Below are 19,440 nucleotides of genomic sequence, written 5' to 3' on the forward strand. Positions count from 1 at the left end.
GACTTGTCCATGCGCCATGTGTTCGCCGCCCTGCTTCTCGCCACCGCGGTGCCTGCCGTCGCCCAGCAGGTCGCCCGACCCATTCCGACCAAGCCGAAGCTGATCGTGGCGATCTCGGTCGACCAGCTGTCCGCCGATCTCTTCGCGCAGTACCGCAACCGCTTCGAGCGGGGTTTCGCCCAGCTGCTAAACGGCGCGGTGTTCCCGTCAGCCTATCAAGGCCATGCCGCGACAGAGACATGCCCCGGCCATTCCACCATCCTCACCGGCTATCGTCCCGCTCGGACCGGGATCATCGCCAATCAATGGGTCGACCAGTCCGTCGCCCGATCGGACAAGCTCGTCTATTGCGCGGAGGACGAGTCCGTGCCCGGCTCGACCTCCAGCAACTACACCGCGTCGGACAAGCATCTGAAGGTGCCGACGCTGGGCGAGCGGATGAAGCAGGCCAACGCCGCCACCCGCGTCGTCGCCGTCGCGGGCAAGGACCGCGCCGCGATCATGATGGGTGGCCATCGCATCGACGAGCTGTGGTGGTGGAAGGACAAGGACTTCGTCAGCTATGCCGGCCGCGTCGCGCCGCCGGTGGTGGAGCGCACCCGCGCCGCCGTCGCCGCGCTGCTTGCGCAGCCGCAGGCGGCGCTGCCGCTGCCCGGCTGGTGCGCGCCCGCCGATCGCCCCGTGCAGGTCGGTGCGCTCTCGCTGGGCCAGGGCCGCTTCGCGCGCGCGGCGGGCGATGCCCGCTCGTTCCGCGCCTCGCCGGCGTCCGACGCCGCGGTGCTGGGCCTCGCCGCGGGGCTGATCCAGGACATGCGGCTCGGCAAGGCGGCGCAGACCGACCTGATCGCGATCGGCCTGTCCGCGACCGACTATGTCGGCCACAGCTTCGGCACCGGCGGCAGCGAGATGTGCATCCAGATGGACCAGCTCGATCAGATGCTGGGCGCGTTCTTCGACACGCTGGACGGCTGGGGGCTCGACTATCAGGTCGTGCTGACCGGCGATCACGGTGCGCACGACGTCACCGAGCGTCACCAGCAGCGCGCCATGCCGACCGCCGCGCGGCTCTCGACGGACCTGTCGATCGGCACGCTCGCCAAGGAGATCGGCGCGAAGCTGGGGCTGCAGGGCCGCGTCCTGATCGCCGCCGACAACGACGTACACATCGACCGGGCGCTGTCGCCGGCCGACCGCGCGCGTGTCGAGCGCGAGGCGCTGGCCCGGTTCCGCGCGCATCCCCAGGTCGCCGCGGCGTTGACCCGCGCGCAGGTCGCCGCGACACCCCTGCCGTCGGGACCACCGGAGAACTGGACGCTCGCCGAGCGCGCACGCGCCTCGTTCGACCCGGAGCGCTCGGGCGACATGCTGCTGCTGTTCCGCCCGCGCGTCACGCCGATCCCGACGCCCGGGCCGGGCTATGTCGAGACGCACGGCTCGCCGTGGGACTATGATCGCCGCGTGCCGCTGATCTTCTGGCGCAAGGGGATGACGGGGTTCGAACAGCCGCTGTCGGTCGAGACGGTCGACATCGCGCCGACGCTGGCGGCGGGGGTCGGGCTGCCGATTCCGGGCGTGGACGGACGGTGCCTGGACCTCGATCCGGGCGCGGGTGATACGTGTAAGCCTTGATCCAAGCCCCTCCCCGGCGGAAGCCGGGGAGGGCTGAATTCATCGCCGTTCAAACATCCGTATCCCGGCGCCGAGGCTATTGCTTCCCACCGCCAGCCTGTCCCCCGACAGATCCGCCACGAACGCCGGATTGCCCGGCGCGCCCGGCGCCAGCCGCGCATCGTTGCCCTCGATCCGCAGGCCGGTGCTCGGATGCGTACGTCGCTCCGCCGCGACGACGATCAGGCCGGAACTGTTCTCCTTGCCCTTGCCCTGCACGAAGCTGTTGCCCGCAATCAGCCCCTGCGCGCCCTCCGGCAGGTCGATCATGTAGTTGGTCCGCGTGCCGCCGCTGTCATCGAAGCTGTTGTTGCGGATCGTCACGCGCGGCCCGCGCACCTTGACATAATGCCCGCCGCGCCCGCGCTCGAAGCGCGAGTTGGTGATCGTCACCGGGCCGCCCGGCGCCAGATAGATCGAATGCGAGCAGTTCTCGGTCTCGTGGCATTGGCCGAGACCGGAAAAGGTCGAGCGGTCGATGCTGATCCGTTGCGCCGGATGGCCGCCCAAAATGCCCTCCTGGCTGTCGAGGAACATCGAGTTGGTGACCGTCAGGTCGCCGATCTCGGTGCGGATTCCTGCGCCGTTGCCGTCCGGCACACGAATGTTGCGGAACACGAGGCCATCCACCGTCGAGCGCGCGCCGCGCAGCACCAGCACCGCCTTGTCCTCGCACGCGGTGCGCTCGAACACCGCCGTACCGGCCTGCCGCGCGCGGAAGGTGATCGAGCCGCCCGCCTGCACCGCGCAGTCGCGATAGGTCCCCGGCGCGATCAGGATCGTGCCCGTGCCCAGCCGGATCGACGACACCGCCTCCTGCAGGCGGGAGAAGCCCTGGCCGGTTTCGGCGACGACGAACGGCGCGGATTGCTGGGCGGCGGCGGGGGTTGCGAGGGCGAGCACGAGGATGAGGGAGCGCATGAAGAATCCTTTTCGGATCAGCGATGCGAGTGGATGGCCCGGGGGACCAGCCGGATAGAAGGTTAAGGTGCTCTGGCGACACCGCAACTGCTTACCGGCACGCCGACATGCGCCGAAACGGCACGGAACGAGCCCTCCCGGCGGACGCCGGGGCCCGGCCGGCCGCGCCGCGGGCTGGACCCCGACTTCCGTCGCGGAGGGATATGTGTCGGCCGCAACGCGTTCTACCGCCGAAGGAGCAAGCACATGACCGATCACAAGAAGAAGGGCGATTTCCACAAGACCGACAGCCATGCCGAGCGCGAAGGCGGCAACAAGAAGCAGGACAACAGCCTGAAGAACGACGGCAAGGGCACCGACGGCCAGAACGCCGGCCACGGCGGTCACAAGTAGCCGTTCGTCATGCTGAACTTGTTTCAGCATCCATGCCCGACGCGAGCCAATCGCTAAGGGTCTGGCGTCGCGCATGGACCCTGAAACGAGTTCAGGGTGACGTAGAGCTAGTCCAGGTTCGGCCGCAGCCACCGCTCCGCCTGCGCCACATCCACGCCCCGCCGCTCCGCATAGTCCGCGACCTGATCCGGCCCGATCCGCGCGACGCCGAAATACTCCGCCTGCGCATGGCCGAAATAGAAGCCGCTCACCGCCGCGGTCGGCAGCATCGCGAAGCTCTCCGTCAGCGTCAGCCCGGTCGCCTCCGCATCCAGCAGGTCGAACAGCACCGTCTTCAGCGAATGCTCCGGGCACGCCGGATAGCCAGGCGCGGGGCGGATGCCGCGATACTGCTCCTTGATCAGCGCTTCGTTGGTCAGCTGTTCGCCGGCCGCATAGCCCCACAGATGCGTGCGGACATGCCGGTGCAGCACCTCCGCGAACGCCTCCGCCAGCCGGTCCGCCAGCGCCTTGAGCAGGATGTCGTTGTAATCGTCATGCGCGGCCTTGAACGCGGCCAGATGCGGCTCGATGCCGTGGATGCCGACCGCGAACCCACCGAGCCAGTCGCCCGCCGGATCGACGAAATCGGCAAGGCACATGTTGGCCCGCCCTTCCCGCTTGGCGATCTGCTGGCGGAGAAAGGGGAGGCGCACTTCTTCTCCCCTCCCGCTCGCGGGAGAGGTCGGGGGCGGGCCTGTCAGACCGGATGCGGACAGGCCGACCCCTAGCCCCTCCCGCGAGCGGGACGGGAACAGGAGCACATCGTCGCCATCCCGCCGACACGGCCACAACCCCACCACGCCTTTCGCCGTCAGCCACTTCTCCCGCACGATCCGGTCCAGCATCGCGTTGGCATCCGCGAACAGGCCCCGCGCGCTCTCCCCGACCACCTTGTCCTCCAGGATCGCCGGGTAGTTCCCCGCCAGCTCCCACGCGCGGAAGAACGGCGTCCAGTCGATCACCGCGCGCAGCTCGCCAAGATCCCAGCCGTCGAACTGGTGCCGCCCCGGCTGCAACGGCGCATGCGGCTTCAGCGCCATGTCCGCCACGAACCCCTTCGCGCGCGCATCGGCGAGTGGCAGCAGCGCGTTCGGCGCCTTGGCCGCGCGCGCATCGCGCACCGCCTGATAGTCCGCGGCGACCCCCGCCACATAGGCATCGCGCCCGGTGTCGCTGACCAGTGTCGTCGCCACGCCGACAGCACGCGACGCATCGAGCACATGAACCACCGGCCCGGCATAGGCGGGCGCGATCCGCAACGCCGTGTGAACCTTGGAGGTGGTGGCGCCGCCGATCAGCAGCGGCATCGTCATGCCGGCGCGGCTCATCTCCTCGCCGACGGTCACCATCTCGTCGAGCGAGGGCGTGATCAGCCCCGACAGGCCGATCATGTCCGCATCGTTCTCGTTTGCCGCCGCCAGGATGCGCGACCATGGCACCATGACGCCAAGGTCGATCACCTCGAAGCCGTTACACTGCAACACCACGCCGACGATGTTCTTGCCGATGTCGTGGACGTCGCCCTTGACCGTCGCCATCACGATCCGGCCCTTGCCGCGCGCGCCCGGCTCCTTCGCCGCCTCGATGAAGGGCAGCAGGTGCGCCACCGCCTTTTTCATAACGCGCGCGCTTTTAACCACTTGCGGCAGGAACATCTTGCCGGTGCCGAACAGGTCTCCGACGACGTTCATCCCGTCCATCAGCGGCCCTTCGATCACCTCGATCGGGCGGGCGAACTGTTGCCGGCACTCCTCGGTATCGTCGACGACGTGCATGTCGATGCCCTTGACCAGCGCATATTCCAGCCGCTTCGTCACCGGCAGGCTCCGCCATTCCGCCGCCGCCTTTTCCGCCACCGCGTCGGTGCCGCGATACTTCTCCGCCAGCGCCACCAGCCGATCGCCGGCTTCTGGATCGCGGTTGAGCACCACATCCTCGCACGCCGTGCGAAGTTCCGCGTCGATCGTGTCGTAAACATCCAGCTGGCCGGCATTGACGATCGCCATGTCCAGCCCCGCCGGGATGGCGTGGAACAGGAATACCGAATGCATCGCGCGCCGCACCGGCTCGTTGCCGCGAAAGCTGAAGCTCAGGTTGGACAGCCCGCCCGAGATATGGACGTGAGGGCAGCGTTCCTTGATCCGGCGGCAGGCGTTGATGAAGTCGACGCCGTAGTTGTTGTGCTCCTCGATCCCGGTGGCGACGGCGAACACATTGGGGTCGAAAATGATGTCCTCGGGCGGAAAGCCGATGCCGGTCAGCAGGTCATAGGCGCGCCCGCAGATCTCGACCTTGCGATCCTCGGTGTCCGCCTGGCCTGTCTCGTCGAACGCCATGATCACCGCCGCCGCGCCATAGGCCATGCATGCGCGAGCTTGCGACAGGAACTGAGCTTCGCCCTCCTTCATGCTGATCGAATTGACGATCGGCTTGCCGCTGACGCACTTCAACCCTGCCTCGATCACGCTCCATTTCGAGCTGTCGATCATCACCGGCACCCGCGCGATGTCAGGCTCGGCGGCGATCAGCTTGAGGAAGGTGGTCATCGCGTGCTCGGCGTCGAGCAGCCCCTCGTCCATGTTGACGTCGACGATCTGGGCGCCGTTCTCGACCTGCGCGCGCGCGATCTCGACGGCCTTGGCATAGTCGCCCGCCATGATCAGCTTCTTGAACGCCGCCGAACCGGTGACGTTGGTGCGTTCGCCGATGTTGACGAAGGAGGAGGAGTTCATTGGTTCTTCTCAACTCCCCGCCCGCTTGCGGGAGGGGCTGGGGGTGGGCATGTCGAGTAGGGGAGCGTGTCAGCCCCACCCCCGACCCCTCCCGCGAGCGGGAGGGGAGCTTGGATCATGCCGCCATCGTCATCGGCTCCAGCCCGGCCAGCCTGGTCCGCACCGCCGGCACCGCCACCTGCCGAGGCGGCAGCCCCCGTACGCGCTCCGCCATCGCGGCGATATGCGCGGGCGTCGATCCGCAGCATCCGCCCAGCACGTTGACCTGACCGGCATCGGCCCACTCGCCGACCAGCTTGGCGGTCGTGCCGGGCTGCTCGTCATATTCGCCCAGCTCGTTGGGCAGTCCGGCGTTCGGATAGACCATGATCAGCGTATCGCACAGGTCGCTCAACGTGCGAACGTGCGGTCGCAACTGCTCGGCGCCGAACGAACAGTTCAGCCCGATGGTCAGCGGCCGCGCATGGCGCACCGCGTGCCAGAACGCTTCCACCGTATGTCCGGACAGGTTGCGCCCCGACAGGTCGGTCAGCGTCATCGACAGCATGATCGGCAGGTCGCGACCCAGCGCCTCGCCTGCCTCGATCGCCGCCATGATGCCGGCCTTGGCATTAAGCGTGTCGAACACCGTCTCGATCAGCACGAAGTCGACCCCGCCCTCGACCAGGGCGTCGATCTGCTCGCGATAGACATCCTTCAGGAAGTCGAAGTCGATCTCGCGATAGCCCGGGTCATTGACGTCCGGCGACAGCGACAGCGTCTTGTTGGTCGGTCCCAGCGCTCCCGCGACGAACCGTGGCCGCCCATCGCGCGCGGCGAACTCGTCGGCGACATTACGCGCCATCCGCGCGCTTTCGACGTTGATCGCGCGCACCAGATGCTCGGCGCCATAATCGGCCTGGCTGATCCGGTTGGCGGAAAATGTGTTGGTCTCGGCGATGTCGGCACCGGCCTCGAAATAGGCGCGGTGAATCGACGCCGGCACGTGCGGCGCCGTCAGCGCCAGGATGTCGTTGTTGCCCTTCTGGTCGTGCCCCAGCCCCAGTTCGCCCGCATAGGCGGCCTCGTCCAGCCGCCAGTTCTGGATCTCCGTCCCGAACGCCCCGTCGGTGATCAGGATGCGCTCGGCCGCCTGGGCCATAAATTGTTCGCGTGGTGTCATGTCAGACCTCGATCCTCCCCGGGACGGGGAGGTGGCGCGCAGGCGAAGCCTGCGTGACGGAGGGGGCTCTCCGAGAGGATCGTGCGCTGGCGGAGAGCCCCCTCCGTCAGCCGTTCGGGCTGCCACCTCCCCGTCCCGGGGAGGAATTTAGGCAGCCACCGCTTCCTGCTTCTGCCGCGCCCGCACCCCCAGCAGGTGGCAGATCGCATACGCCAGCTCAGCCCGGTTGAGCGTGTAGAAGTGCAGCTGCTTCACCCCACCCGCATACAGCCGCCGCGACAGCTCGGCCGCCACCGTCGCCGCGACCAGCTGGCGCGCGGCGGGGTGGTCGTCCAGCCCCTCGAACAGCCGCGCCATCCACGCCGGCACCGCTGTGCCGCACATGGCAGCCATTCGCTTGACGCTGGCGAAGTTCATCACCGGCATGATTCCCGGCACGATCTCCGCATCGACCCCCGCCGCCGCCAGCTCGTCGCGGTAGCGAAAGAACGTCTCCGGCTCGAAGAAGAACTGCGTGATCGCGCGGTTCGCACCTGCGTCCAGCTTGCGCTTCAGATTGTCCAGGTCCGCCGCCGCGTCGGTCGAATCCGGGTGGCATTCGGGATAAGCCGATACCGAAACCTCAAACGGATGCAGCCGCTTCAGCCCGGCGACCAGATCGGCGGCGTTCTCGTACCCGCCCGGATGCGAGGCATAGCTCGCCCCCTTGGTCGGCGGATCGCCGCGCAGCGCCACGATATGCCGCACGCCCGCCGCCCAATATTCCTGCGCGACACGATCGATCTCGTCCTTCGTCGCTTCGACGCAGGTCAGATGCGCGGCGGCCGCGAGCGACGTCTCGCGCTGAATACGCGCCACCGTCGCGTGCGTCCGCTCGCGCGTCGATCCGCCCGCGCCATAGGTGACCGACACGAAGCGCGGACCAAGCGGCTCCAGGGTCCGCACCGCGTCCCACAGCTGCGCCTCCATTGCCTCGTTCTTGGGCGGGAAGAATTCGAACGACACCTCGAGATCGCCGCCGACATCGGCATAGAGCGGCGTCGCGAGCGCCCGTTGTGCCTCCGCCAGCTGGTTTACCGATAGCGTCATGCTGCTCGCACCTCCTTCAACCGAACGCCTTGCCTCTCGACCCTGCTCGCAACCGACTTGCGACCCAGCCACAGTTTGACCGTCAGTTCTCCGCCCTCCAGCGTTTCGGTACGCACGGTGGCGAGTCCCGCCGCCGCGTACCAGCTCGCCACCTGCGCATCGTCGAAGCCGAGCCGCACATGCGCGTCGCGCAGGCGCAGCTCCTCGCGGTCGTGCGCCGCGAAATCCGCGATCAGCAGCCGCCCGCCACGCCCCAGCACCCGCGCCGCCTCCGCGATGGCGGCGGGTGGATCGGCCGCGAAGTGCAGCACGTGGTGCAGGATGGCGACGTCCGCCGCCCCGTCCGCCAGCGGCAGCGCGTACAGGTCGGCCTGGCGCAGCTCGGCGCGATCCTGCAGCTTGGCGCGGGCCAGCCGCAGCATCTCCGACGAACGGTCGACACCCAGCGCACTTTCAGCCTGACCGCCGAACAGCTCCAGCATGCGTCCGGTCCCGGTGCCGATGTCGACCAGCGCTCCCAACGGCCCGGCGCCGAGCACTGCCTGCATCGCCGCCTCGACCTGCTCCTCGGCCACGTGCAGCGAGCGGATCGCGTCCCACTCGCCTGCGCGCGCCTCGAACCACGCCGCCGCCGCCCCGGCGCGATCCGCGCGCACCGCCTGCAATCGCGCGCTATCGGCCACCGCCCAGTGATCCCCGGCGCCGTCCGGACCGGCCCAGCCGTCGAGCGCCGCCGCCACCGGGTGCACCGCGTCGGGCCGGCCGAGCGCCACGAACACCCAGCTGCCCTCCTTGCGCCGCGTCAGCAGCCCTGCGTCGCACAGGATCTTCACATGCCGGGATACGCGCGGCTGGCTTTGCCCCAGCACCTGCGCCAGCTCGCCCACCGACAGCTCCATGCGCCGCACCAGCTGCACGATCCGCAGCCGGGTCGCGTCGCCGAGCGCGCGGAAGACTTCGAGAGCTACGGTCACGAACGATCATATAAAGAATTCTTTATATGACGTCAATCGGACCTGTTCCGACTTACCTGCGTTAGGCCCGCGATCTGTTCTGGAGTGAAACGATGAAGCTTGCCGCGCTCGCCCCCCTCACGCTCGCTGCCATGCTGGCGCTGTCCGCCTGCACCGTGTCCGTCGACAACGACACCGCCGCGGACGCCAACGCCGCCGCCGCCGACGTGTCCGCCACCACACGGAATGCGGTCGACGACGTCGACGCCGCCGTGGAACAGGCGATCGACGCGGGAGAGAACGCTGCTGACTCGGCGGGTGCCCGCACAGACGCGGCGCTGGAAGACGCCGGCACCGCGCTCGACAATGCCGCCGACCATGTCGGCGCCGCGACCGACAATGCGCGACGCGAAGCCGGTCGCGGCCTCCAGGCGCTCGGCAACGAACTGGAGCGGTGACGCGACCGCGCCGTCATGCTGAACTTGTTTCAGCATCCACGCGGCTCGGGAGCGTCGCGTGCATCCGGCAGTGATCGCACGGACCCTGAAACAAGTTCCGGGTGACGAAGGAGGAGGTCGGGCGTAAGCTTCGTCCATGCGCCTCCTCCCCCTCGCCCTCCTCCTCGCCGCCTGCTCGCCGGACCCCGATCCTCAGCCTGGCGGACTCACCGCCGACGACGAGCAGCAGCTGAACGAGGCGGCCGAGATGCTCGACGCCAACGCCGTCGATCTCGACGAAGTCACCACCAATGAGGCGCAGCCATGATCCCCCATCGCCGGCCCGAGGCCGAAGGCCGACTTCGTCGCTTGGGCTCGACCGACCTTGAGCTTTCCCCGCTGGTGCTCGGCGGCAACGTGTTCGGCTGGACCGCCGATCGCGCCGCCAGCTTCGCGGTGCTCGACGCGTTCGTCGCGGGAGGCGGGACGATGATCGATACCGCCGATGTCTATTCCGCCTGGGTGCCGGGTCATCGTGGCGGCGAGTCGGAAGCGGTGCTGGGCGAGTGGCTGAAGGCGTCGGGCAGGCGTGACGACGTGCTCATCGCCACCAAGGTCGGAATGCTGCCCGGCGAAGGCGGCGCAACGCTCGCGCCCGCCCGCATCGCCGCGGCCTGCGAGGCCTCGCTCCAGCGGCTCGGCACCGATCGCATCGACGTCTATTTTGCGCACCAGGACGATGAGGAGGTCGCGCAGGAGGACTATCTTGCCGCCTTCGGCAAGCTGGTCACGGCCGGCAAGGTTCGCGTCGTCGGAGCCTCCAACTTCTCCGCCGCTCGTCTCAGATCGGCGGTCGATCTGTCGAACGGCAGCGACCTGCCCCGCATCGGCGTGCTTCAGCCCGAGTACAATCTCGTCAGCCGCGCAAAGTTCGAAGGCGAGCTGCAGGCCTATTGCGTGCAGGAGAATATCGGGGTCGTCCCCTATTACGGACTCGCCAGCGGCTTTCTCACCGGCAAATACCGGTCCGAAGCCGACCTGAAGCAGAGCGTCCGCGGCGGTCGCATGGCCGAGCTGCTGACCGGCAAGGGTGCGGCCATGCTCGCCGCGATGGACGCGATCGCCGCCGACACCGGCGCAACGCTCGCCCAGATCGCGCTTGCCTGGCTGATCGCCCAACCCGGCGTCACCGCGCCGATCGCCAGCGCCACCTCCGTCGCGCAGCTGAAGGAACTGCTGCCCGCCATGACGCTGGAGCTCAGCGAGGACCAGCTCGCCCGCCTGTCCACCGCGGGCTGCTGAACGTACGCGCGATGGCGACCGCCGACGCCTTCAATCGCGGTCCTGTTTTCCATCATCATCGGCCTCGCCGCGACCGAGCTGTTGCAGGGCATCCGCGGGCTGCTCGTCGCGCGGGCGCGCACCACGATCTACTGGCGCGCACTGTTTCGCGCTGCGATGCTGCTGCTGGTGCTGGCGCAGACCTGGTGGGCGATCTTCGGCTTGCGCGGGCAGGTGGAATGGACCTTCTGCCTGTATGCCGTCGTGCTGCTCCACGTCACCCTTCTCGACCTGGTCGCCGCGCTGGCGCTGCTACTCTCGGGCGAGACCGTTAGCCCATATTTTGCCGATCACCTGTAGTGGCCGATGGCGTTGGGTAAGCTCGGCAGCGGGTGGGTTGCCTATGTAAACGGTCATCGCTTCGAAGCGGCGTGCGGTCCCCTCGATCTGGCACAAGCCATTCGCGTGTTTCGTGAATGGGTCGAGAAGCCGACGCCAGGGTCATCGCTTTAGCCCCTAATCCCCCGCGAACGTCAGCGCGGACACCCGGCGCTCGCGCTCGTTGATCAGCAGCGCCCGCCCCCTCGGCGGCAGCGAGCGTTGCGGACAATCCGGCCGCAGGCACGCCGCGCAGCCCAACCCGATTGGCGTCGCGTCGCCAGCCAGATCGATTCCCCGCGCGGCCGCCAGTCCGGCCGCCTGCCCCGCCTCGACACCCAGCCCGACCGCGAACTCCGCCGCCACCGCGCCGACCTGGCGACCTTGCGGCACCACCGTTCGCGCCATCGTGAGCCAGCGTTCTCCGCCTGCCGCTGACACTGATCCGGGGCCGGGCAACTCGACCAGCTGCACGGCGAGCTCCCCCGGGCGGTCGAACGCATGGTGCAGCCGCCACAACGGGCACCGCCCCTCCGCCGCCGCCAGCGCTGAACCGCTCCCGCCCGCATAGCGTTTCGACGCCTGTCCCGCGCGATCGACTCGCACCATGAAGAACGGCAAACCGCGCGCACCGACCCGCTGCAAGGTCGTCAGCCGATGCGCCACCTGCTCGAACCCGGCACCGAAGCGCCGCTGCAACAGCTCGACGTCATAACCCGTCGCCTCGCATGCGCGCAGGAAGCGGTCATAGGGCATCATCAGCGCCGCCGCCCAATAGCTGACCAGATGCCGCCGAAAGAGCCGCTCCGCTCCCCGGTCCGCGATCTCCGCGCCCTTGGTCAATGCGTCGATCTCAGCCCGCGCCTCGATCTGCGCCAGCTGCGACGCGGCGGCAAAGGTCCGCGACGCGCGGTCGAGCAGTTCCGACAGCTGCAACTGGCGAGCGTGCAGGTCCACGCGGCGAAGCAGGTCGGGCATGACGTCGACCGGCAGCACGCGGATGGCGAGGTGATGCTTCACCCGCAGCCGCTCGGCGATCGCACCGTACAGGTCGTCGCTGCCCAGCCGCAGCTCGTCCGCCAGTGCCTCCGCGCCGGCGTCGAGGTCCGCGAAGTGGTTTCGCCACCGCTCGATCGCTCCCCGCACCGCGCCGCCTGGGCTGTCCTCCACCGCCCGCTCCGTGCCCGCCCCGCCCCGGTCGAACGCCCGCGCGAACGCCTCGGCGCCGCCCGGCGCAGCCGCAAGCCATTCCGCCACCTCGTTGCGGTCGATCTCCAGGTCGGCGAACAGTGGATCGGCCAGCCGCCGGCGGATCGCATCCGCGCCGCCGCCCGGCTCTGCCGCCCTAAGCAGGCGCGGATCGAAGTCGAACCGCTCGGCCAGCCGCACCAGCAGCCCCGCCGACACCGGCCGTTGATTGCGCTCGACCAGGTTGAGGTAGCTGGGGCTGATCTCCAGCACCTCCGCCATCGCCGCCTGCGTCAGCCCCGCTTGCCGCCGCACGCGCCGCACCGCGTGCCCGGCCATCAGCTTGCGTTCTGCCATGTCCTACACGCCTTTCGCCTGCTACGACTCGCTTCGGCACCCTTTGTAAAGTATTTACAGCAATACAGAAGAACGTATCGGGCGGGCCACAGGGATACGCGATACCGCGGCGTTTACGGCTGAACTTCCATTGAACTTCCGTCATTGTCTCTCGTGTCACGGCCGCGTTGTTCCAGATCGGCTGTAAATGGGAAGACAATGATGGCTACCACCTTCGAAGACCTGATCCCCGCCCCCGCTGGCCGTTTCGACGGCATCAAGCGGCCCTACACCCCCGACGATGTGGCGAAGCTGCGCGGCTCGGTCCCGATCGAGCACACGCTCGCCAGGCGCGGCGCGCTCAAGCTGTGGGAGCTGCTCAACACCGAGGATTACGTCCATTCGCTGGGCGCGATGACGGGCAACCAGGCGATGCAGATGGTCCGCGCCGGGCTGAAGGCGATCTATCTGTCCGGCTGGCAGGTCGCCGCCGATGCCAACACCGCAGGCGCGATGTACCCCGATCAGTCGCTCTACCCCGCCAATGCCGGACCGGAGCTGTGCAAGCGCATCAACAACGCTCTGCAACGCGCCGATCAGATCGAGCATAGCGAAGGCGGTGCAACGCGCGACTGGTTCGCACCGATAGTCGCCGACGCCGAGGCCGGCTTTGGCGGCCCGCTCAACTGTTTCGAGATCATGAAGGCCTACATCGCCGCCGGTGCCGCCGGCGTTCACTACGAGGACCAGCTCGCGTCGGAGAAGAAGTGCGGCCATCTCGGCGGCAAGGTGCTGATCCCCACCCAGGCGCACATTCGCAATCTCGACGCGGCGCGTCTCGCCGCCGACGTGTCGGGCGTGCCGACCGTGATCTGTGCGCGGACCGACGCGGAGTCCGCCAAGCTCATCACGTCGGACGTCGACGAGCGCGACCACGAGTTCCTGACCGGCGAGCGCACCGCCGAGGGCTTCTTCCGCCTCAAGGACGGCTCCGGAGTCGACCATTGCATCAAGCGCGGTCTGGCCTTTGCCGAACATGCCGATCTGCTGTGGTGGGAAACGAGCTACCCCAATCTCGACGACGCTCGCCGCTTCGCCGAGGCGATCAAGAAGCAGTTCCCCAACAAGATGCTGGCCTACAACTGCTCGCCTTCATTCAACTGGGCGGCGAAGCTCGACGCCGACACGATCGCCAAGTTCCAGCGCGAGATCGGCGCGATGGGCTACAAGTACCAGTTCGTGACCCTGGCCGGCTTCCACCAGCTCAACTACGGCATGTTCGAGCTGGCGAGCGGCTATCGCGACCGTGGCATGGCGGCCTATTCCGAACTCCAGCAGGCCGAGTTCGCCAGCGAGAGCAAGGGCTACACCGCGACCCGTCACCAGCGCGAGGTCGGCACCGGCTATTTCGACTTGGTTGCGCAGGCCGTCGCCGGCGGCGAAAGCTCGACGACCGCGCTCGCGGAGTCGACCGAGGCCGATCAGTTCAGGAAGGAAGCAGCATGAGCGACGACATCGACGCCCGCGAACGCCCGACCGATGGAGGCCGGCCCCGCGCCGTTCTGTCGCCGATGGACTTCGACCTGTTGAAAGAAGCCGTGGGCGAATACATCCGCAACATGCCCGAGGACGACACCCGCTCGCGCCAGTACACGCAGCTGTACCATCGGCTGGGACGGGCTGGCTGAGCAGCCGAACGGTCTGCCCGCCGGCGCCTGGAGGTGCCGGCGGGTAGAGCCATGCGCAGTCTAGCCGAACGCAAGTGAAAAATCTAAATAGCGATCATGTCTCGACTTATTGGCTTCTTCTCTGCCTTTCTGCTCCTGATCGGCCTCGCCATTCCGGCGCAGGCGGCGGTCACGGTCACCTTCTGGAGCCATGAATTCGGCAACAGCTTTCCGCATGCCTTCGTGTCCGTGCGCGGCGTGCCGGATGCTGGCGGACCAGCCGTCGACACCACCTATGGCTTCACCGCGAGGACGATCTCGCCCGCCATCCTGTTCGGCGCCGTTCCTGGCCGCGTCGAGCCGCTGAAGCCGTCCTACATCGCGTCGAGCGATGCGCAGTTCTCGATGGTGCTGACCGATGCGCAATATAATCAGCTGCTGGCGCTGGTGTCCGGGTGGAGTGAGAAGACCGGCGACGCCACCTACCGCCTAAACGGCCGCAACTGCGTTCACTTCGTCAAGGAGGCGGCGCGTGCCGTCGGCCTTTCCCGCCTCGATTATCCCAAGCTGATGAAGAAGCCGCGCTCATACCTGCTCGCGGTTCAGGCGGCCAACGCGGCGCGGGTCACGAAGATCAACCAGAACGGCAAGGCATACCTCGCGACACTGCCGCCGCTGGCGTCACCCGCTCTCATGCCCGCGCCTGCCAGGGGGCTCGCCCCTGCCCCCTAGGCGGCCGTCCAGCCACCGTCCACGGACAGGTTCGCGCCGGTGATCGACCGCGCCTCGTCGCGGCACAGATACACCGCCAGCGCGGCGACCTCCTCCGGCGTGACGAAACGCTTGGTCGGCTGCGCTGCGAGCAGCACGTCGTCGATCACCTGCTCGCGCGTCAGCCCGCGTGCGCGCATCGTATCGGGGATCTGGTTCTCGACCAGCGGTGTCCAGACATAGCCCGGCGACACCATGTTCACCGTCACGCCACTGGTCGCCGCCTCCAGCGCTAGCGTCTTGGTCAGCCCTGCCAGCCCGTGCTTGGCCATGACATAGGCCGACTTGTTCGGGCTCGCGACCAGGCTGTGCGCGGAGCCTGTGGTAACGATCCGGCCCCACCCCTTGTCCCGCATGTGCGGCAGTGCTGCGCGCGCGAGGTGCCAGGCGGAGGACATCACGATCGCGATGATCGCATCGTATCGTTCGACCGGAAAATCGGCGATCGGTGCGACATGCTGGATGCCGGCATTGTTGACGATGATGTCGACGGAGCCAGTCGAAGCCACCACCCGATCGACCATCGCCGCGATCTGTGAGGGCTGGGACATGTCGGCCGCATCGTACAACGCCTGCGCCCCGCTTGAGTCCGCCAGCCCACCGCGCGCGTGCTCGATCGCGTCCGCCTCGCCAAACCCGTTGATGACGAGGGTGGCGCCCTCCGCCGCCAGCCCGCGCGCGATCGCCAGGCCGATCCCGCTGGTGGAGCCCGTCACAATGGCCGTCTTGCCGCGCAGAAACATAGGGTAGTCCTTCTTTATCGCCGTGCTTTGGCGTCGCTCACGGGGCCGTGCAACCCGGACGTGCCCCAAAGCATTGCACCTCCGTAACGGCTGAGGGTAACCGCCATGCGTCTCGACGACTTCGATCCCAACATCAACGTCGGCTCCCAAAGCGACCGCGGCGGCGGCTTTGGCGGCTTTGGCGGGGGCGGCGGCGGCGGATTGCTGATGGGCCTGCTGCCACTGATCGCCAGCCGCTTCGGCTGCGGTGGGATCATCGTCCTGCTGATCGTGATGGCGGTGTTCGGCGGCGGGTTGGGTGGCCTCGGCAGCATGGTGGGGATGGGCGGAACGCCGCAGGTGGCGACCCGCTCCGCGTCGGCAGAAGGCGGCGGCGCGGCGGCGATCTGCTCGACCGACCCGGCGCGACGCGCGACCTGCAACGCCTTCTCATCCGCCGAGAACACGTGGGAGGCCCTCTATGCCCAGGCGGGGCAGCGCTTCGAGGCACCATCGCTACAGTTCTTCGACGGGAACGGCCAGTCCGGCTGCGGCGCCGCGCAGGCCGCAATGGGCCCGTTCTACTGCCCGCTGGATCGCGGCATCTATATCGACACCACGTTCTTCAACGAGCTCGCCACCAAGTTCGGCGCGGCGGGCGACTTCGCCCAATATTATGTGGTCGCTCACGAGTTCGGCCATCACATCCAGACGCTGACCGGCGCCTCGGCGCGTGTGCAGCAGATCCAGCGCTCGTCGAGCCGGGCGGAGGGTAACGCCGCGTCCGTGCGGCTTGAGCTGCAGGCCGATTGCTATGCCGGCGTCTGGGCCGCGCAGAACCGCCAGCGACTGGAGCCGGGCGATGTCGAAGAAGGAATGACCGCCGCTGCCGCGATTGGAGACGACAGGTTGCAGGGTCAAAGCGGCCGCAACATCAACCAGGAGAGCTTCACCCACGGCAGTTCCGAGCAGCGGCAGCGGTGGTTGCAGCGTGGCCTGCGGAGCGGCGACCCGGCACAGTGCGATACGTTCAGCGGGGCGATCTAAACTGCGGCTCAAGGGGCGGCAGGATGGTGGATGGTCCGGCGACGACGGGTCGTCGAGACCTGCCAGAGCGCATGTTGCATCGCTGGGGGAGTGCCGCTAAGCGCAACGCTCCCCGGAGGGCGAACGCCTCCGGCGGGTGCGCGGGGCTGTAGCTCAGATGGGAGAGCGCTGCAATCGCACTGCAGAGGTCAGGGGTTCGATTCCCCTCAGCTCCACCACCGCGCCAATGACTTAGCTCATCAGACGAGCCATCGTGCGCAAACGGTACGCAAGAGGCAGCTTAAGTCATTTTCTCGACGAGATCCTTCGCAGAATAGGGCGGTGGCGGAGATGACGCGGGTCCTTTGCGATCCCCTTCCTACGACATGATATCTGTGGAGCAGCTTTCGGCCCCCAGCTAAAATGGAACATGGCTTGTATCGGTCGTCTCGCGTGGAGGATCTGAGGCCATCGCGTTGGTGTTTCAGGCCCGCAACATCTCTACAATCGCGCCCAGGCCCGCCGTCATGTGCTTGCGGGTCGGATAGTAGATGTAGAGCCAGTCCTCAGGTACGATCCAGTCTTCCATGCAGGCGATCAGACGCCCCTCCGCGAGGTGGGGCAGCACCCGGTTTCCCCAGACATAGGCGAGCGCAATCCCGGCAAGCGCCGCCTCGATCATCAGCTCGTGATCATGAAGGGCAAGCGGCCCACTCGCCTCGAACTCGACCTCTTGACCATGGCGACTGAAGGACCAGGATCCGCGCCGCCGCCTTCTTCGACGCGCTCGCCTTCAACGATCTGTGGGCGCGCCTCTCGCCCACGGAGTGAGCTTCTGTCTGCAATCTCAAGGACTGTCCTCATGAAGACCTGGTTCATCACCGCGCCTCGCGCGGTTTCGGTGACCTGGTTGTCGAACGCGCTTTGGCGAGGGGCGACGGCGCTGGCCACCGCCCGCAATCCGCAGGCGGCCGCATCCTCAACATCCCGTCGATCGACGGCTACCGGGGTTTGGCCGGCTTCGGGATCTATTCTCCCACCAAGGTCGCGGTTGACGCCGCCGACCCTCGCCGCCGAGAAGCAGTATATGAAGTCTGCGCAATCGTTAAAAGGCGGTCGCTAGGAGTTGCTCGTGCAGCGTAGGGGGCCAACGGTCATGCTTGGGTCCAAGACGAAGATCGGTTTGATATCGTCGACTGTGGTCCTTTGCGGCGCAGCCGCAACGCTCGTAGTTCGCAGTGCTGCTGGAAGCGAAAGCGGGCAGGCCACAGCTCCCACGGCTGTTACCACCGCCGACGCGAAGAACCGCATGGACCCGTCGCGTGTCGACTATGGTCGACTGGATGGGCGGGTCGTCAAGCTGATGCAGCAGCCGGATATGGTCGGGCTTGCCGTCGCCACCATTGAGCGCGGGCACGTTCGCTTCATGCGCGGATATGGTGAAACACTTGCGGGCTCGGGCAGCGCGGTGACGCCGGACACGGTGTTCCGCTGGGCGTCCGTGTCGAAAGGTGTAGCCGCGACCCTGGTAGCCAAGCTCGACGAGGATGGGCGTCTGTCGCTAGCCGCGCCAATTGTTTCTGTGGGCACAAGTCTGCGGTTGGCCGGCAACATGTCCGGGGTGACGGTGGCCGATCTGCTGTCGCATCGTCTTGGCCTTCCGCGGAACGCCTGGGACGACCGCCTGGAGGCCGGCGACGATCCGACGGTGCTTCGGTCACAGCTCAGCACCATCACCCCCCTTTGCCTGCCCGGGACCTGCTACAGCTATCAGAACGTCGCCTTCGACACCGCCTCGGAGATCGTGGAGCAGGTCACCAGACAGTCCTATGCAAAGACCGCACGTGAAACGCTGTTCGCGCCACTGGGCATGACCAACACGAGCATCGGCCGCGCGGGCCTCGAGGGCTCTGCAAGCTGGGCCCGCCCTCACCGCCCGAACAGGAGAACGGTCGAGGTGAAGGATCCTTATTACCACGTTCCGGCTGCAGGCGGCGTGAACTCGTCAATCCGCAATCTCGTCCGGTGGATGTCCGCACAGATGGGCGGTGCCCCCGGAGTGCTTTCACCTGCCGTGCTGGAAACGCTTCACCGCCCGCGCGTGGCGACGCCGCCTCACGGGAGACGTGGCCCGATGGATCGCGCATTGGCCAACGCGTCATATGGTCTGGGCTGGCGCAGCTTCGATTATGCAGGGCATCGGCTGGTCGGACACCGGGGAGCCGTAGACGGGTACGGGTCGCTCATCCTGTTCGACCCCGCTGACCGGAGCGGCATCGTGATGCTCTGGAACAGTTCCCGCTCCACGCCGGCGCGGCTCCAGCTCGAGTTCTTCGACATGCTTTACGGCTTGCCGAAGACGGACTGGCTCGCGCTCGGTGAAGATCAAAATGCTCGTGCGCTCGATCGCGGTCGTCAGTGACCTGCATATGGATTTCTGCCGGAGCCACTCAGAAGACGAGTCTTCTGGCGGTGTGACTTCGAATTTGCCGTCTCGCGAGTTCAGCGGGGTCGGGATGACTATGACGACCCAGGTGTAGTGTCGCTGCCACTACCTGTCGCAGAGGCGTCGCGCAGCGCTCTTACCCGGGTATCCGCGCGTTGCGCTTGACGCCGCGCCGGGCGTAATAGTGCTTGCGGGCAGCACGGAGCGCGCCACTGATCCGATCGGAAG

The 19,440-nt window shown here is 67.4% G+C and carries 18 protein-coding genes, 1 tRNA gene and 1 pseudogene; 12 read left to right on the top strand and 8 right to left on the bottom strand.

Going from position 1 to position 19,440, the window contains the following annotated elements; all coding sequences use genetic code 11:
• Positions 1–9: 9 nt before the first annotated feature.
• A complete protein-coding gene (locus JWN21_RS12655; protein ID WP_299650689.1) occupies positions 10–1,629 on the top strand; it encodes an alkaline phosphatase family protein in 1,620 nt (539 codons plus the stop codon).
• A 39-nt stretch (positions 1,630–1,668) separates the two neighbouring features.
• On the opposite strand, the gene JWN21_RS12660 is transcribed toward JWN21_RS12655, so the two are convergent.
• Entirely contained in the window at positions 1,669–2,589 is a 921-nt protein-coding gene (locus JWN21_RS12660; RefSeq protein ID WP_299650692.1) for a right-handed parallel beta-helix repeat-containing protein, read from the bottom strand.
• Between the two features lie 246 nt (positions 2,590–2,835).
• Between JWN21_RS12660 and JWN21_RS12665 the strand changes: the two genes are divergently transcribed.
• Positions 2,836–2,982 carry a hypothetical protein gene (locus JWN21_RS12665; RefSeq protein ID WP_299650695.1) on the top strand — a complete coding sequence of 49 codons (147 nt, stop codon included), beginning with the start codon at positions 2,836–2,838 and terminating at the stop codon, positions 2,980–2,982.
• Between the two features lie 107 nt (positions 2,983–3,089).
• Here JWN21_RS12665 and metH read toward each other — a convergent pair whose 3' ends face one another.
• The 4 genes from metH to JWN21_RS12685 all read right to left on the bottom strand — a co-directional run bounded on the left by metH (position 3,090) and on the right by JWN21_RS12685 (position 8,981).
• Complete coding sequence (gene metH / locus JWN21_RS12670; protein ID WP_299650698.1) at positions 3,090–5,756, bottom strand: methionine synthase; 2,667 nt, start codon at positions 5,754–5,756, stop codon at positions 3,090–3,092.
• A gap of 115 nt (positions 5,757–5,871) precedes the next feature.
• Positions 5,872–6,918 (bottom strand): homocysteine S-methyltransferase family protein, encoded by a 1,047-nt coding sequence (locus JWN21_RS12675; protein ID WP_299650702.1) that lies wholly within the window; start codon positions 6,916–6,918, stop codon positions 5,872–5,874.
• 147 nt (positions 6,919–7,065) lie between these two features.
• On the bottom strand, positions 7,066–8,007 hold the full coding sequence (gene metF, locus JWN21_RS12680) for a methylenetetrahydrofolate reductase [NAD(P)H] (RefSeq protein ID WP_299650704.1): 942 nt from the start codon (positions 8,005–8,007) through the stop codon (positions 7,066–7,068).
• Entirely contained in the window at positions 8,004–8,981 is a 978-nt protein-coding gene (locus tag JWN21_RS12685) for a metalloregulator ArsR/SmtB family transcription factor (RefSeq protein WP_299650706.1), read from the bottom strand. The genes metF and JWN21_RS12685 overlap by 4 nt, the downstream gene beginning before the upstream one ends.
• Positions 8,982–9,073: 92 nt before the next feature.
• Here JWN21_RS12685 and JWN21_RS12690 point away from each other — a divergent pair, with 92 nt between their 5' ends.
• The 4 genes from JWN21_RS12690 to JWN21_RS12705 all read left to right on the top strand — a co-directional run bounded on the left by JWN21_RS12690 (position 9,074) and on the right by JWN21_RS12705 (position 11,038).
• The gene (locus JWN21_RS12690) at positions 9,074–9,418 is read left to right on the top strand and encodes a hypothetical protein (protein WP_299650709.1); all 345 of its coding nucleotides are present in this window, start codon (positions 9,074–9,076) and stop codon (positions 9,416–9,418) included.
• 136 nt (positions 9,419–9,554) lie between these two features.
• The gene (locus JWN21_RS12695) at positions 9,555–9,725 is read left to right on the top strand and encodes a hypothetical protein (RefSeq protein WP_299650712.1); all 171 of its coding nucleotides are present in this window, start codon (positions 9,555–9,557) and stop codon (positions 9,723–9,725) included.
• Positions 9,722–10,699 carry an aldo/keto reductase gene (locus JWN21_RS12700; protein ID WP_299650715.1) on the top strand — a complete coding sequence of 326 codons (978 nt, stop codon included), beginning with the start codon at positions 9,722–9,724 and terminating at the stop codon, positions 10,697–10,699. The genes JWN21_RS12695 and JWN21_RS12700 overlap by 4 nt, the downstream gene beginning before the upstream one ends.
• 81 nt (positions 10,700–10,780) lie before the next feature.
• On the top strand, positions 10,781–11,038 hold the full coding sequence (locus tag JWN21_RS12705) for a hypothetical protein (RefSeq protein ID WP_299650717.1): 258 nt from the start codon (positions 10,781–10,783) through the stop codon (positions 11,036–11,038).
• Positions 11,039–11,194: 156 nt separating this feature from the next.
• Here the strand turns inward: JWN21_RS12705 and JWN21_RS12710 are convergent, their stop codons facing one another.
• Positions 11,195–12,601 carry a short-chain fatty acyl-CoA regulator family protein gene (locus JWN21_RS12710; RefSeq protein WP_299650720.1) on the bottom strand — a complete coding sequence of 469 codons (1,407 nt, stop codon included), beginning with the start codon at positions 12,599–12,601 and terminating at the stop codon, positions 11,195–11,197.
• Between the two features lie 201 nt (positions 12,602–12,802).
• Here JWN21_RS12710 and aceA point away from each other — a divergent pair, with 201 nt between their 5' ends.
• From aceA to JWN21_RS12725, 3 genes are all read left to right on the top strand, one after another.
• Positions 12,803–14,086, top strand: a complete 1,284-nt coding sequence (gene aceA, locus JWN21_RS12715; RefSeq protein WP_299650723.1) for an isocitrate lyase — start codon at positions 12,803–12,805, stop codon at positions 14,084–14,086.
• Complete coding sequence (locus JWN21_RS12720) at positions 14,083–14,268, top strand: hypothetical protein (protein ID WP_299650726.1); 186 nt, start codon at positions 14,083–14,085, stop codon at positions 14,266–14,268. The genes aceA and JWN21_RS12720 overlap by 4 nt, the downstream gene beginning before the upstream one ends.
• A 96-nt stretch (positions 14,269–14,364) precedes the next feature.
• Positions 14,365–14,979 (top strand): hypothetical protein, encoded by a 615-nt coding sequence (locus JWN21_RS12725; RefSeq protein ID WP_299650729.1) that lies wholly within the window; start codon positions 14,365–14,367, stop codon positions 14,977–14,979.
• Here JWN21_RS12725 and JWN21_RS12730 read toward each other — a convergent pair.
• A complete protein-coding gene (locus tag JWN21_RS12730) occupies positions 14,976–15,761 on the bottom strand; it encodes a 3-hydroxybutyrate dehydrogenase (RefSeq protein WP_299650732.1) in 786 nt (261 codons plus the stop codon). The genes JWN21_RS12725 and JWN21_RS12730 overlap by 4 nt on opposite strands.
• Before the next feature lie 105 nt (positions 15,762–15,866).
• Here JWN21_RS12730 and JWN21_RS12735 point away from each other — a divergent pair, with 105 nt between their 5' ends.
• Together JWN21_RS12735 and JWN21_RS12740 are read left to right on the top strand one after the other, a co-directional pair.
• Complete coding sequence (locus tag JWN21_RS12735) at positions 15,867–16,787, top strand: neutral zinc metallopeptidase (RefSeq protein WP_299650735.1); 921 nt, start codon at positions 15,867–15,869, stop codon at positions 16,785–16,787.
• Between the two features lie 142 nt (positions 16,788–16,929).
• A tRNA-Ala gene (locus JWN21_RS12740) sits at positions 16,930–17,005 on the top strand.
• Between the two features lie 245 nt (positions 17,006–17,250).
• Here the strand turns inward: JWN21_RS12740 and JWN21_RS12745 are convergent.
• Positions 17,251–17,526, bottom strand: a pseudogene (locus tag JWN21_RS12745) (LysR substrate-binding domain-containing protein); the annotation flags it as partial.
• A gap of 396 nt (positions 17,527–17,922) precedes the next feature.
• Between JWN21_RS12745 and JWN21_RS12750 the strand changes: the two are divergent.
• Positions 17,923–19,188, top strand: a complete 1,266-nt coding sequence (locus JWN21_RS12750) for a serine hydrolase (protein ID WP_299650738.1) — start codon at positions 17,923–17,925, stop codon at positions 19,186–19,188.
• Positions 19,189–19,440: the final 252 nt, after the last annotated feature.

Source organism: Sphingomonas bacterium, from assembly GCF_028292945.1.
Classification (GTDB): domain Bacteria; phylum Pseudomonadota; class Alphaproteobacteria; order Sphingomonadales; family Sphingomonadaceae; genus Sphingomonas.

Bases quoted from the DNA above. Each gene is read 5' to 3' on its own strand.
- JWN21_RS12690 (WP_299650709.1), top strand. From the start codon at position 9,074: ATGAAGCTTGCCGCGCTCGCCCCCCTCACGCTCGCTGCCATGCTGGCG.
- JWN21_RS12735 (WP_299650735.1), top strand. From the start codon at position 15,867: ATGCGTCTCGACGACTTCGATCCCAACATCAACGTCGGCTCCCAAAGC.
- JWN21_RS12720 (WP_299650726.1), top strand. From the start codon at position 14,083: ATGAGCGACGACATCGACGCCCGCGAACGCCCGACCGATGGAGGCCGG.
- JWN21_RS12710 (WP_299650720.1), bottom strand. From the start codon at position 12,601: ATGGCAGAACGCAAGCTGATGGCCGGGCACGCGGTGCGGCGCGTGCGG.
- JWN21_RS12730 (WP_299650732.1), bottom strand. From the start codon at position 15,761: ATGTTTCTGCGCGGCAAGACGGCCATTGTGACGGGCTCCACCAGCGGG.
- JWN21_RS12660 (WP_299650692.1), bottom strand. From the start codon at position 2,589: ATGCGCTCCCTCATCCTCGTGCTCGCCCTCGCAACCCCCGCCGCCGCC.
- JWN21_RS12700 (WP_299650715.1), top strand. From the start codon at position 9,722: ATGATCCCCCATCGCCGGCCCGAGGCCGAAGGCCGACTTCGTCGCTTG.
- metH (WP_299650698.1), bottom strand. From the start codon at position 5,756: ATGAACTCCTCCTCCTTCGTCAACATCGGCGAACGCACCAACGTCACC.
- JWN21_RS12655 (WP_299650689.1), top strand. From the start codon at position 10: ATGCGCCATGTGTTCGCCGCCCTGCTTCTCGCCACCGCGGTGCCTGCC.
- aceA (WP_299650723.1), top strand. From the start codon at position 12,803: ATGGCTACCACCTTCGAAGACCTGATCCCCGCCCCCGCTGGCCGTTTC.
- JWN21_RS12665 (WP_299650695.1), top strand. From the start codon at position 2,836: ATGACCGATCACAAGAAGAAGGGCGATTTCCACAAGACCGACAGCCAT.
- JWN21_RS12695 (WP_299650712.1), top strand. From the start codon at position 9,555: ATGCGCCTCCTCCCCCTCGCCCTCCTCCTCGCCGCCTGCTCGCCGGAC.
- JWN21_RS12675 (WP_299650702.1), bottom strand. From the start codon at position 6,918: ATGACACCACGCGAACAATTTATGGCCCAGGCGGCCGAGCGCATCCTG.
- JWN21_RS12725 (WP_299650729.1), top strand. From the start codon at position 14,365: ATGTCTCGACTTATTGGCTTCTTCTCTGCCTTTCTGCTCCTGATCGGC.
- metF (WP_299650704.1), bottom strand. From the start codon at position 8,007: ATGACGCTATCGGTAAACCAGCTGGCGGAGGCACAACGGGCGCTCGCG.
- JWN21_RS12750 (WP_299650738.1), top strand. From the start codon at position 17,923: ATGCTTGGGTCCAAGACGAAGATCGGTTTGATATCGTCGACTGTGGTC.